This is a genomic window from Paraburkholderia nodosa (genome assembly GCF_001718195.1).
Classification (GTDB): Bacteria; Pseudomonadota; Gammaproteobacteria; order Burkholderiales; family Burkholderiaceae; genus Paraburkholderia; species Paraburkholderia nodosa_A.
In genome coordinates, this window is the sequence record NZ_MCNV01000026.1 from 25,658 (window position 1) to 39,004 (window position 13,347).

A 13,347-nucleotide genomic window follows, 5' to 3' on the forward strand; every position below is an offset into this window, starting at 1 on the left:
GAGACCCAACGCGCACGCATCCTGCGAGTCGAAGAAACTGAACCGGCGCTTCGCTGTGTAGCATGCAGCGAAGCGCCATCGCCAATTACAGCGAGTAGTACAGTTCGAACTCGACCGGGTGCGTGGTCATACGCACGCGTTGCAGTTCGCTTTCCTTCAGCGCGAGGTACGCGTCGATCATGCCGTCGGTGAACACACCACCGCGCGTCAGGAACTCGCGATCCTTGTCGAGCGCTTCGAGAGCCTGGTCGAGGCCGGCGCAGACGGTCGGGATCTTTGCATCCTCTTCCGGCGGCAGGTCGTACAGGTTCTTGTCGGCGGCTTCGCCCGGATGGATCTTGTTCTGCACGCCGTCCAGACCTGCCATCATCAGTGCCGAGAAGCACAGGTACGGGTTGGCGAGCGGATCCGGGAAGCGCGTTTCGATACGGCGGCCCTTCGGGTTCGACACGTGCGGAATACGGATCGATGCCGAACGATTGCGTGCCGAGTAAGCGAGCTTGACCGGCGCTTCGAAGTGCGGCACGAGACGCTTGTACGAGTTCGTACCCGGGTTCGTGATGGCGTTCAGCGCGCGAGCGTGCTTGATGATGCCGCCGATGTAGAACAGCGCGAATTCCGACAGACCAGCGTAGCCGTTGCCCGCGAACAGGTTCTGGCCGTCCTTCCAGATCGACTGGTGAACGTGCATGCCCGAACCGTTGTCGCCGACGACCGGCTTCGGCATGAACGTCGCCGTCTTGCCGTACGTGTGCGCGACGTTGTGGACGATGTACTTCAGTTGCTGCGTCCAGTCCGCGCGCTGAACCAGCGTCGAGAACTTCGTGCCGATTTCGTTCTGGCCCTGGCCCGCCACTTCGTGGTGGTGCACTTCGACCGGAATGCCGATCTGCTCGAGCAGCAGACACATTTCCGAGCGGATGTCCTGGAACGTGTCGACCGGTGCGACCGGGAAGTAGCCGCCCTTCGTGCCCGGACGGTGACCCGTGTTGCCGCCTTCGATTTCGCGGCCCGACGACCACGGTGCTTCATCCGAGCCGATCTTCACGAAGCAGCCCGATTGATCCGTGTTCCACTGGACCGAATCGAAAATGAAGAATTCCGGCTCCGGACCGAAGAAGGCGGTGTCGCCGAGGCCCGTGCTCTTCAGGTAGGCTTCAGCGCGCTTGGCGAGCGAACGCGGGTCGCGCTCGTAGCCCTTGCCGTCGGCCGGCTCGACCACGTCGCAGGTCAGCACGAGCGTCGATTCTTCGTAGAACGGGTCGATGAAGGCCGTGTTCGGGTCCGGCACGAGCAACATGTCCGAGGCTTCGATGCCCTTCCAGCCGGCGATCGACGAACCGTCAAACGCATGACCCGACTCGAACTTGTCTTCGTCGAATGCCGACAGCGGAACCGAAACGTGCTGCTCCTTGCCGCGCGTGTCCGTGAAGCGGAAGTCGACAAACTTGACGTCTTCGTCCTTGACGAGTTGCATGACGTCGGCCACGGATTTACTCATAACCTATTCTCCTGATTAACGATTTCGGCGAACGCTGCCGCCGTCCCAATCTTGTTTGATCCCCGCCGGCCTGCCCTGCTGCCCTGGCTGGCCGGCTGCGAATCGATCGGGACGTATAAAGCAGCTTCCGTGCCATGCATGCGCCAACGTGGCGCAAATCCCTTTCGCGACACGCACTTGGAGTCAAAAACCGTGCGCCGCGCTTTTATGAAGCCGCCACCGTGGCGGCTCATCGGCACCAAATTCGTGCAATCCCGAATTTGGCGCGCGAATCTCTCTTCATTATGGTGCAAAACACCTCGCATGCACCATTTCAATGCAACCCGCCCTTTGTGCCGCCCCATCCATCGCGCACGTCCGGTTTCACCTTGTCCGGACCGTCCAGCCCGCTCCGTCCCTACGCGCTAGAATGGTTTTTTGGTCCAACGCGAAACAGGAGATCCGTTGTCATGAGTACGCTCGAACAGTTGTACGCCCAGGCCGAGAAACGCCGCGTCGAGAACCAGCTGCCCTACGCGGGCGCGGTGTCGCCCGCAGAGGCATTCGAGCTTCTGCAGCTCGACCCGCGTGCGCGCCTCGTCGACGTGCGCACACGCGCCGAACTCGACTGGGTCGGCCGTCCCGTCGTGGGCGACGGCCAGTATTCGCATGTCGAATGGACCCGCTATCCGGGCGGCGTGCCCAACGCCGAGTTCCTCACCCAGCTCAAGAGCGCCGTGGAAGCCGACGCGCCAGTGCTGTTCCTGTGCCGCAGCGCCGCGCGCTCCAAGCTCGCCGCCATCGAGGCCGCCAGGGCCGGCTTCACGAAGGCCTATGACCTGCTCGAAGGCTTCGAAGGCGACAAGGACGGCCAGGGGCACCGCAAGACCGTTACGGGCTGGTGCTTCCGCGGCCTGCCGTGGATCGGCGCCTGACACCCTGAAACCGCCCCGCTCCAACCCAACGGGCCACTCTGAGCGCCCCGTGTGACATGCCGATGATGCGCCGCCTGCCCTCCCGCCGCACGCGGCCCATCTTCACACGCTGATTCAAAAACCGGCGCGCGGCGCGCTGCGGCGTTCGCGATCGGGCGTCCCCTCGCCCGGCGCCGCCGGCTCGACCACATCGCCGCCCAGCTCGTGCACGCCTTCACGCAGCTTCACGAAGGCGGCCGCCACGGCCTCGGGCTCGCCCTTCACGCCCAGATCGATGTGCCGGCGCGCATAAATGCCGCCGCGCTCCGCATCGCCCACGCTCGGCAGGCTAAACACCCGCACGCCCGGAAAATCGCGCTCGATGCGCTCCATAAGCGGCGTGAGCGTCGACTCCGGCAACTCGAACACGAGCAGCGACTTCTCGGCGTGCGGCGTCTGGTGATGCAGGTGCGCGTACTTCGTGTCGAGCACCCATTCGATCATCGGCCAGGCCATCACGGGAAAACCGGGCACGAAGTAATGATCGCGAATCGAAAAACCCGGAATCTTGTTGTAGCCGTTCGGGATGATCTCGCAGCCCTGCGGGAACGTGCCCATCTGGAAGCGGTGCAGATTCTCTGGCGACTGGTAATTCACGGGATCGGCGCCCGTGTGCATGTCGCGGATGCGCTCGCGGATCGCCGCCTCGGCGTCAGGGTGCAACGCGAGCGGCACGCCCAGCGCCGCTGCCGCGCACTGGCGCGTGTGGTCGTCCGGCGTCGCGCCGATGCCGCCCGTCGAGAACACGATGTCGCCCGAAGCGAACGAGCGCCGCAGCGTCTCGGTGATGCGCTCCGGATCGTCGCCCACGTACTGGGCCCACTCGAGCGAGAGGCCGCGCGCGCCGAGCAGTTCGATGACCTTGGGCAGATGCTTGTCGGAGCGGCGCCCCGAGAGAATCTCGTCGCCGATGATGATGACGCCAAATGCCATGGGCCGCCTCGTTGGTTTGTCTTGATGATTGAGCGTTAGTGCACGATCGTCACGTCGCCGGACGCCTGCTGCACATCGTGGGCACGCATGCGCTGCAGCGCCCGCAGGCAGTAGTGCCCGAACCAGAGCGCCGTGAACACCAGAATGAACGCATAGATCCAGATGGTCACCGCCGCCAGTACCGGGAAGAACAGCAGCAGCCACGCGGACACGGCCCAGATGGCCGTGGGCAGCGAGCCGAGCAGTCCGCTCACCACGCCGATCACGAGCAGCGGCAGCCGATGGCTGCGCACCAGCGTGCGGCGCTCTTCGACGGTTGCGTGCAGCGCGAGCGCATCGTAGGTCATCACCCGATACGTCAGCCAGCCCCACAACAGCGGCGGAATCAGCGCGAAGAACGGCGGAATGAGCCACAGCGGCAGCGTCACGATCATCACGATCAGGCAGACGAGCGTCGTGACGAGCGAATAGAACAGGCTGCCGTACCAACTGCCGCCGTGCCGCATCTCGAGCGTCCCGTACTGGCGCTTCGACAGATGGCGGATCACGCGCGGCATCGAAATCGCGACGATCAGCAGCAGCACCGTGATCACAATGAGCGGAATCGTCAGGATGATGACGAGAAACGGCGCGATCGTCGCGCGCAGCCAGCCGAAACCGAGCGCGTCGAACAGATGATAGAGGTAGGCCGTCGAGGACCAGTTCGCGAGCGCGCCGCGCATCAGGTCGAGCAGCGGCTGCCAGAACACGTAGAGCACGGCGCCCCACACCGCCGCCGCCACGAGAAATGGCACGAAGGTGAGCAGCAGCATGGCGGGATGGAACACGCTCGCGAGCGCGCGTCCGAACGAGCGCAACAGGTCATTCATGCGAGCGGAATACGGCGAAAAGGACGGGTGGAGAACACAGTGTCGGCGAAATCGGTGCGACCAAGCCGACAGCATAAACCACCGCGCGCATGGCGGGTAAGACGGGTGCGAGCAAGTGCAAGGACGCCGTGGCGGCGCTCAGGTCACGGTGGCGTCGTCGCGCGCCTCGGCCGGCGTGGCGGCGGCGGCGTGCGAACGCGAACGCAGGCGCCGCGCGATGCGGGTGAACGCATAACCCTGCTGCGCCCAGAAACCCTCGCCATAGCTCACGCCTTCGAGCTGATCGCGAATGCCCGTGGGCTCGATCTCGCGATTGAACGACGCGCTGCCGAACAGCATGTCCCACCAGGGGAACAGCACGCCGAAGTTGCAGCCATAGTGGGTGCCTTCGTGGCCATAGCCGACGGCGTGATGGCGGCGGTGAAAGCGCGGGCTCACCAGCAGACGCTCGCCGAGCCAGCCGAAATGCACGCGAATGTTGGCGTGCTGCGCGCTCTGCACGAAGTTCGTGAGCGCGACGAGCACCACGAATTGCGCGGGCGGCACGCCGATGACGAGTGCCACGGCGGCGAACATGCACGACTGCCCGATCACGTCGAGCAGGTGGTTGCGGTCGTCGCACCAGAGCGACATCTTGCGCTGGCTGTGGTGCACGGCGTGCAGCTCCCACCAGACGCCGTAGCGATGCGAAAGCCGGTGGTACCAGTAGCTGAAGAAGTCGAGCACCACGAGATAGATCGCGAACGCCACGAGCGGCTGCGTGCTCACGCCCGGCCAGAGATTGTCGAGGTCCACCGTCTTCACGCCCATGAGCCGCAGCGCGCTCTGCGCACGATCGAAGAACGGCTGCATCGTGAAGAAAAACAGCAGGTTCAGGATGCCGAGGCGCGTGACCCACGTGTAGAGCGCGTCGACGCCCACGCCCTTGCGGTCGCGCCACTTCTCTGCGGGCACGAGCGCTTCGAGCGGGCGCAGCAGCGCGTACATCAGGCCCACTTCGAGCAGACCCACGATCACCCAGTACAGTGCGTCGTAGGTGTCTTCGTCCACGTCCATCATGCCGACGCGGAAGAGCAGCGGCTGAATGACGTCGATGTAGAGGAGCGTTTGCAGCCAGGAGACGAGGTCGTCTGCCGACGCGATCACGGACTGCCCCGCGTGCGCGACGAAGGCCAGCAACGACGCCACCGTATCCATGCGCGCGCCCCCGTTGCCTTAAGCTCCGTTCGGCGCCGTGACGGGCGCGCGATCGTAGAAGTAGATGCCATGCGGCGAGCGGCCCACGGCGATGGTTTTGATGAGCTTCCTGGTTTGCATGTCGATGAGGCCGATGTGCTTCGCGAAACGGAACGTCACCCACAGATAGCGCTTGTCGGCGGTCAGCTCCATGTCGTCAGGGCCGGGCATCAGGCCGCTGATCTCGCCGGTCTTTTCGAGCGTGTCCTCGTCGATGATGCTGATGACGTTTGCCACGCGGCTCGACACCAGCACGTGGTGGCCGTCCACGAGCGAGCGGAAGTTGTGCGCGGCCTTGCCCACCTGGATCGTCTTCACGATCTTCTGGTTGCGCCAGTCCACCACCGCCACGTAGTCGGCGCCCGTCATGCCGACGAGCAGGTACTTGTCGCCGGGCGTGAGCCACAGGCCAGCGGGCGCGGCGCCGACCTTCATCTTCCAGAGCACCTTCTGCGTCGGCAGATCGACCGCGGCGATTTCGCCGGAAACCTGCAGCGAAACGAACACGGTGCGGCTGTCGTTCGTGAACGCCAGGTGGCTCGGCATGGCCGAGAGCGGCAGGCGTTTGGCGAGCGTGATGTTGCTGCCGCCCGCGTAGTTGTAGATGTCGAGGCGGTCGAGGCGCAGGCCCGTGGTCACGAACCACTTGCGGTCGGGCGAGAAGCCGAGCTGATACGGGTCTTCGACGTTTTCGACCCAGCGCTGCGCCTTGCCGGTCTTCGGATCGACGAACAGGAGGTTGTTCGACACCGAGTTCGCGACGATCAGCGAGGTGTTGTCCGGCGTGGGAAAGAGGTGGTGCGGTTCCTTGCCCGTGGGCACGGTGCCGACGACTTCGTGCGTCTTGTCGTCGATGAGGCTCAACGTGGCTTCGCCCGAATTCAGGACGATGATGTTGTTCGCGTAAGCGGCCGTGGAGGCGAAAGTGGCAACCGTCGCTGCGCAAGCGAGCGCAAACGTTGCGGCCTTGGCGGCGACGCGGCTAAAGGTGTTGTTGTTCGGCATGAAGAATCGTTCCCGGGCAGATTCGTGATTGTAGAACGTCTACCCGCAAGCAAGGTTGACGTAAAGCCCTTGAAATATGCAAGAGGCGCAATTGAGCGCCCCTTTTTCGAACAATTTTGAAGAACTGTTATGGCCCGCAATGCGCTTTATCGCTGCATCGATTCCCATACCTTGTGGAGGCGCTTGACCGAGACCGGCATCGGCGTGCGCAATTCCTGCGCAAAGAGCGAGATGCGCAGTTCTTCGAGCAGCCAGCGGAACTCCGAAAGACGCGGATCGAACACGCCGCCGCGCTGCGAGAGCCCGCGCTGGTACTGCTGCGCGAGTGGCTGGAATTCGGCGGCCTGGCGCGCGTCGCGCGCGGGGTCGGCGCGCAGCTTGTCGATGCGCAGCGCGACGCCCTTCAGGTAGCGCGGGAAATGCACGAGCTGTGCATAGGGCGTCTCCAGAATGAAGCGCTTGCTGATGAGCGCGTCGACCTGCGCCTGCATGTCCGCGGCCGGCGCGCCAAAGGCCTTGGCCTGCACGAGCTTCTTCGCCAACGATGCGTATTCCGCGAGGATCTGCCCGACCAGCCGCGCGATTTCCTGCGCGAGCAGCGAAAGGCGTCCGCGGCCTTCATCCTTGCGTGCGTGGAAGCTCGCGTCGTCGTCGGGCAGCGGGTCTTGCAGGCAGGCGCGATCGAGCGCGAGTTCGACCAGCTGGTCGCGCAGTTCCTCCTGCGTGGCGCGCGCCATGAACTGCATCGCCATCTCGCGCAGGCCCGGCAGGTTCTTCTCCAGGTAGCGGATCGGCTCGCGCAACTGCAGCCCGAAGAGCCGGCGCAGCCCCGCGCGATGGATGCGTGCGGCCTCCTCCGGCGAATCGAACACTTCGACGTCGCAATGCGTGCCGCGATCGACGAGCGCGGGATAGCCGAACAGCGTTTGTCCGCCGCGGCGGATTTCCAGCAGCTCGGGCAGCTTGCCGAAATTCCACGTCGTGAGGTTTTCGTAGAGCGCCGTGGCAGGTGCGGCGTCGCCCAGCGTGGGCGTATGTGGTGCATTGCTCTTTTGCGGCGCGTTGTTGCTTGCGATGCGCTCGCCCGGAGCGTTCTGTGGTGCTTCACCGCCCTGCGCATGCGTTTCCAGCGCCGCGAGCGCCGTCGCGCTCGCGAGCTTCTGGAATTGCTGCTGCGCCTGCGCGCCGAGTTCCGCGCGCAGTTGCGCGAGGTTGCGGCCCATCGCGAGCTGGCGACCGTGCTCGTCGATCACCTTGAAGTTCATGAAGAGGTGCGCGGGCAGCGTCTCCAGCTTGAAGTCGGCCGACTTCAGGGCGATCTGCTTTTGCTCGCGCACGTCGGCGATCAGCGCTTCCAGCAGGCCGCCGGCGCCGAACCGCTCGCCGCCCACGCGCTCCGCGAAGCCGGCCGCGTACTCGGGCAGCGGCACGCAGTGGCGGCGCAGCTTCTGCGGCAGCGACTTCAGCAGCAGTTGCGCCTTCTCCTTGAGCATGCCCGGCACGAGCCATTCGCAGCGGCGCGCATCGACCTGGTTGAGCGCGTAGAGCGGCACCGCGAGCGTCACGCCGTCGCGCGGCGAGCCCGGCTCGAAGTGATACGTGAGCGCCATCGCCACGCCCGACATCGTCATGCGCTTCGGGAACAGCTCGGTCGTCACGCCCGCCGCCTCATGGCGCATCAGGTCGTCGCGAGAGAGGTACAACAGACGCAGCTTGTCCTCGGGCTCGCCGCCCTTCCTCACCTCGTCGCGATACCAGCGCTCGAACGACGCGCCCGAGTAAATGCCTTCCGGAATCGCCTGATCGTAGAAGCCGTAGATCAGCTCATCATCGACCAGCACATCCTGGCGGCGCGACTTGTGTTCCAGTTGCTCGATATCGGCGAGCAGCTTGCGGTTGTGCGCGAAGAACGCGAGCTTCGTGTCGAACTCGCCCTGCACGAGCGCGCCGCGAATGAAGAGTTCGCGGGCGCGCGCCGGGTCCTGCTTGCCGAACGCCACGCGCCTGCGCTGATAAACCGGCAGGCCATACAGCACGCCACGCTCGAACGCGCTCACCTGCGCTGCGCGTTTTTCCCAATGCGGTTCGGAGAGCGACTTCTTTAACAAGTGCGCGCCGACCTTCTCCAGCCACTCGGGCTCGATCTTCGCGATGCAGCGCGCGTAGAGGCGGCTCGTTTCGACGAGTTCGGCGGCCACCACCCAGCGCCCCGCCTTCTTCACGAGCGCCGAGCCCGGCCACAGATGGAATTTGATGCCGCGCGCGCCGAGGTAATGCGGGTCGTCGTCGGCCTTCAGACCGATATTGCCGAGCAGGCCCGTGAGCAGCGCGTGATGGATCTGCTCGTAGGTCGCGTCGGCTTCGTTGATGCGCCAGCCATGCTCGCGCACCACGGTCAGCAATTGCGAATGCACGTCGCGCCATTCGCGCAGACGCAAGTGCGACAGAAAATTCGCGCGGCACGCATCGAGCAGTTGCCGGTTGGACTTCTTGTGCGCGACGGCCTCTTCGAACCAGGCCCAGATCTTGAGCCACTGCAGAAACTCGGAGCGTTCGTCCGCAAAACGCCGATGCGCCTGGTCCGCCTGCTCCTGCGCCTCGATCGGTCGGTCGCGCGGATCCTGCACCGACAGCGCGCTCGCGATGATGAGCACTTCGCGCAGCGCCTGCTCGTCGCGTGCGCCGAGAATCATGCGTCCCACACGCGGATCGAGCGGCAGGCGCGCGAGTTCGCGGCCGAGCGGCGTGAGCGCGTTGTCGTCGTCCACGGCGCCGAGTTCGTTGAGCAGCTGATAGCCGTCGGCGATCGCGCGGCCCGGCGGCGGCTCGATGAACGGGAACGTCTCGATCGCCGTGAGATGCAGCGACTTCATGCGCAGAATCACGGCGGCAAGCGACGAGCGCAGGATTTCCGGATCAGAGAAGCGCGGCCGTGCGATGAAATCCGCTTCCTCGTAAAGCCGGATGCAGATGCCGTCCGCGACCCGCCCGCAACGGCCCGCGCGCTGGTTCGCCGCCGCCTGCGCAATCGACTCGATCTGCAGCTGCTCGACCTTGTTGCGATACGAATAGCGCTTCACGCGCGCGAGGCCCGTATCGACCACGTAGCGGATGCCCGGCACCGTGAGCGACGTTTCGGCCACATTGGTCGCGAGCACGATGCGGCGCGCGTTCGACGGCTTGAAGACGCGCTCCTGCTCCTGCGCGGACAGCCGCGCGAATAGCGGCAGGATTTCCGTGTGCGGCGGATGGTGCTTGCGTAGTGCTTCCGCGGCGTCGCGAATCTCGCGCTCGCCGGGCAGGAACACGAGCACGTCGCCCGAGCCCTCGCGGCAGAGTTCGTCGACGGCATCGACGATGGCTTCCATCAGGTCGCGATCGGTGTCGCGCTGCGACTTCGCACCTTTTTCGCGGCCCGTCGTGCCCTGCGCGTTCTTCACCGCCGGGCTGTCTTCCTGCACCGGGCGATAGCGCACTTCGACGGGATACAGCCGGCCGCTCACCTCGATCACCGGCGCGGGCTTTTCCTCGCTGCCGAAGTGGCGCGCGAAGCGATCGGCGTCGATGGTCGCCGACGTCACGATCAGCTTGAGGTCGGGCCGGCGCGGCAGAATCTCTTTCAGATAGCCGAGCAGGAAGTCGATGTTCAGGCTACGCTCGTGCGCCTCGTCGATGATGATCGTGTCATAGGCCTTGAGCAGCGGATCGGTTTGCGTCTCCGCGAGCAAGATGCCGTCGGTCATGAGCTTGACCGAGGCGCCCGGCGAGAGATTGTCGGTGAAGCGCACCTTGTAGCCGACCACTTCGCCGAACGGCGTATTGAGTTCGTCGGCGATGCGCCGCGCCGTGGCCGAGGCCGCAATCCGGCGCGGCTGCGTATGGCCGATCAAACCCGTGCCGCCCGCGCCGAGGCCGCGACCCAGCGCGAGCGCGATCTTCGGCAACTGCGTGGTCTTGCCCGAGCCCGTTTCGCCGCTCACGATCACGACCTGATTCTGTGCGATCGCACGCGCGATCTCTTCGCGGCGGCCGGAGACCGGCAGCGCTTCGGGGAACGTGATGGGCGGAACCTTGTTCGGCTCGATGTGCGCGCGTGGTGCACGCGGCGGACGTTCGTGGCGTTCGGCGCGCGGCGCGCGATCACGTTCGCCTTCACTGCCGGGGCGCGGCGCGTGTTCGGATTTCGGCTTTGCCGATCGCTGCGGATTCGGCGGGTTCTGCGCTTTCGCCTGCTTCGGAGGCTGCTGCGCGCGCGGCGGTTGATTGCGCGGCGCCTCGGCGCGTGCCTCGCGCGATTCGTTGGAGCGATCTCGCGGCTCGTTTCGCTGCGCCGGGCGTCGATCGTCGCGCGCCTCGCGTCGCCTGGCCGGCTGAGCGGCGCTGCGCTCCGCACGCGGTTCGCCTCGCGATGGCGATTGTGACGGCGACTGCGGCGCGGCTTTCGTTTCGTTTCCCTGCTCAGGCTGCTGATGCAGTTGCTGATCCGGCTGCTGATCCAGTTGCTGATCCGGGCGCTGTTCCGCGCGCGGCGGCGTCTGCTGTTGCGCCTGTGGTTGCTTCTGCTCCGCACGCTTGTCCTGCACGCGCGCGCCGCCCAGCGCGCCGCCGCCCATCAGCGCGGCAAGCTTGTCCGTCGACGCGAGCTTTTGCCCGTCGCCATACTTCTGCGACGCGCCTTTCGCTTTCGCGCCGTCCTGCGCCGTTTCCTTCCCGGCCGGGGTGTTGCTGCCCTGCGCCGAGGCAGGTCTTTTGGGTACATTCGACATGGGGGCGCATTATAATCCCGGGCATGAATTCCCAAACCGACCTCGTCCCCGCCACCGCCAGCGCGCCGGCCTCCGCCGCCGCTGCGGATTCCGACTCGCAGATCATGGCGCAGCACGCGCAGTTCGTCGACTGGATGCGATCGGTCGCGCCCTACATCCACGCGTTCCAGGGCAAGACGTTCGTCGTCGGTTTCGGCGGCGAGGTCGTGCACCAGAACCTGCTCAACGCGCTCGTCGCCGACATCGCGCTCTTGCAGGCCATGGGCATCCAGATCGTGCTCGTGCACGGTTCGCGCCCGCAGGTCGAGGAGCAGATGAGCCTGCACGGCGTCGAGTCCGAGTTCTCGCACGGCATGCGCATCACCAATGCCCGCGCGCTCGAATCGGCGAAGGAAGCGGCCGGTGAAGTGCGTCTCGACATCGAGGCCGCGATCAGTCAGGGTCTGCCGAACACGCCGATGGCGCACGCGCACATCAGCGTGGTGTCGGGCAACTTCGTGACGGCGCGGCCGGTCGGCATTCTCGACGGCGTGGACTTCCAGCACACGGGCGTCGTGCGCAAGATCGACGCCGATTCGATCCGCCACTCGCTCGCGAGCCGCAAGCTCGTGCTGCTCTCGCCGCTCGGTTTTTCGCCCACGGGCGAGGCGTTCAATCTGTCGATGGAAGACGTCGCCTCGGCGGCAGCCATCGCGCTGCGCGCCGACAAGATCGTCTTCCTTACGGAAACGCAGGGCCTGATCGACGAGGAAGGCGAGCTGATCCGCGAAATGTCGCTCGACGACGCCTACAAGCTGCAAGAAGGCGGCACGGTGCTCGGCGACGAGGGCTTCTATCTGAAGCACTCCATTCGCGCGTGCCGCGGCGGCGTGGGGCGTGCGCACATCATTCCCTACGCGCTCGACGGCGGCTTGCTGCTCGAACTGTTCCTGCACGACGGCGTGGGCACCATGATCTCGTACGAGAATCTGGAAAGCCTGCGCGAAGCCACGCCTGACGACGTCGGCGGCATTCTCACGCTGATCGAGCCGCTCGAAACCGACGGCACACTCGTGCGGCGCGGGCGTCACCAGATCGAGCGCGACATCGACCACTTCTCGGTGATCGAGCACGATGGCGTGCTGTTCGGCTGCGCGGCGCTTTACGCGTACTCGCAGGAGCGTATCGGCGAAATGGCGTGCCTCACGGTCTCTCCCGAAGCACAAGGCTCCGGCGACGGCGAACGTCTCTTGCGCCGCATCGAGCAGCGTGCACGGGCGCGCGGCCTCACGCGCATCTTCGTGCTCACCACGCGCACCGAACACTGGTTCCTGAAGCGCGGCTTCGTCAAGGCAACGGTCGACGACCTGCCCGAAGACCGCCGCCGCCTCTATAACTGGCAGCGCAAATCGCTCGTGCTGATGAAACAGCTCTGAGCGCGCCGCCACCCACACATACGACTACAGGAGAAGCACAGCATGGCCCGTATGATCCAATGCGCGAAGCTCGGCAAGGAAGCCGAAGGTCTCGACTTTCCGCCGCTGCCGGGCGAACTCGGCAAGCGCATCTATGAAAGCGTCTCGAAAGAGGCATGGCAGCAGTGGCTCAAGCAGCAGACCATGCTCATCAATGAAAACCGCCTGAACATGGCCGATCCGCGCGCGCGCCAGTACCTGATGAAGCAGACCGAGAAGTTCTTCTTCGGCGAAGGCGCCGACCAGGCTTCGGGCTACGTGCCGCCGACCGAAGGCTAAGGCCTCGCGATGCGCACCGGGATCCGTCCCTGAGCCGCATCACGCAACCGGCTACCCTGCAAAAACCGCGCCCCCCGGCGCGGTTTTTTTATGCGCTTCATGCGCATTCCAGGCCGCGGAAACGGTTCCATCGAAACGGCGCAATCCCCCGCCGCGTGGGGCTTCCAGTCCGCGCCCCGAATCCCCGCAGATACTTGGGTTTGCGCGATCTTCCGTTATCGTGCTAACATGTGGCCTCGTTCAACAGGCATTAGCCATCAATTGCATTCGGCACGGCGCCCAAAAACGCCATCATTCCGAATGCGCATATGACAAAAGGAACGCTCCGCCACGCGGGCTTCTTTTTCGTTT

General features: G+C 65.2%; 9 protein-coding genes. 3 read left to right on the forward strand and 6 right to left on the reverse strand.

Going from position 1 to position 13,347, the window contains the following annotated elements; translation table 11 throughout:
* Nucleotides 1-85 precede the first annotated feature (85 nt).
* Nucleotides 86-1,501 (reverse strand): type I glutamate--ammonia ligase, encoded by a 1,416-nt coding sequence (glnA, locus tag BFD71_RS31150; protein WP_042264808.1) that lies wholly within the window; start codon nt 1,499-1,501, stop codon nt 86-88.
* A gap of 449 nt (nt 1,502-1,950) precedes the next feature.
* On the opposite strand from glnA, the gene BFD71_RS31155 reads away from it, so the two are divergent.
* Nucleotides 1,951-2,415 (forward strand): rhodanese-like domain-containing protein, encoded by a 465-nt coding sequence (locus tag BFD71_RS31155; RefSeq protein ID WP_069268151.1) that lies wholly within the window; start codon nt 1,951-1,953, stop codon nt 2,413-2,415.
* Nucleotides 2,416-2,529: 114 nt separating this feature from the next.
* Here the strand turns inward: BFD71_RS31155 and BFD71_RS31160 are convergent, their stop codons facing one another.
* From BFD71_RS31160 to hrpA, 5 genes are all read right to left on the reverse strand, one after another.
* Nucleotides 2,530-3,387 (reverse strand): competence/damage-inducible protein A, encoded by an 858-nt coding sequence (locus tag BFD71_RS31160; RefSeq protein WP_069268152.1) that lies wholly within the window; start codon nt 3,385-3,387, stop codon nt 2,530-2,532.
* A 35-nt stretch (nt 3,388-3,422) separates the two neighbouring features.
* Nucleotides 3,423-4,256 carry an EI24 domain-containing protein gene (locus BFD71_RS31165; RefSeq protein ID WP_069268153.1) on the reverse strand — a complete coding sequence of 278 codons (834 nt, stop codon included), beginning with the start codon at nt 4,254-4,256 and terminating at the stop codon, nt 3,423-3,425.
* A gap of 138 nt (nt 4,257-4,394) precedes the next feature.
* Entirely contained in the window at nt 4,395-5,453 is a 1,059-nt protein-coding gene (locus BFD71_RS31170) for a sterol desaturase family protein (protein ID WP_069268154.1), read from the reverse strand.
* 18 nt (nt 5,454-5,471) lie between these two features.
* Complete coding sequence (locus BFD71_RS31175) at nt 5,472-6,497, reverse strand: YVTN family beta-propeller repeat protein (protein ID WP_069268155.1); 1,026 nt, start codon at nt 6,495-6,497, stop codon at nt 5,472-5,474.
* Nucleotides 6,498-6,643: 146 nt separating this feature from the next.
* Complete coding sequence (gene hrpA / locus BFD71_RS31180) at nt 6,644-11,263, reverse strand: ATP-dependent RNA helicase HrpA (protein ID WP_256094988.1); 4,620 nt, start codon at nt 11,261-11,263, stop codon at nt 6,644-6,646.
* Nucleotides 11,264-11,286: 23 nt separating this feature from the next.
* On the opposite strand from hrpA, the gene argA reads away from it, so the two are divergent.
* Together argA and BFD71_RS31190 are read left to right on the forward strand one after the other, a co-directional pair.
* Nucleotides 11,287-12,678: an amino-acid N-acetyltransferase gene (gene argA, locus BFD71_RS31185; RefSeq protein WP_069268156.1), complete on the forward strand. Its 1,392-nt coding sequence runs from the start codon at nt 11,287-11,289 to the stop codon at nt 12,676-12,678.
* A gap of 42 nt (nt 12,679-12,720) precedes the next feature.
* Nucleotides 12,721-12,996, forward strand: a complete 276-nt coding sequence (locus BFD71_RS31190) for an oxidative damage protection protein (RefSeq protein WP_069268157.1) — start codon at nt 12,721-12,723, stop codon at nt 12,994-12,996.
* Nucleotides 12,997-13,347: the final 351 nt, after the last annotated feature.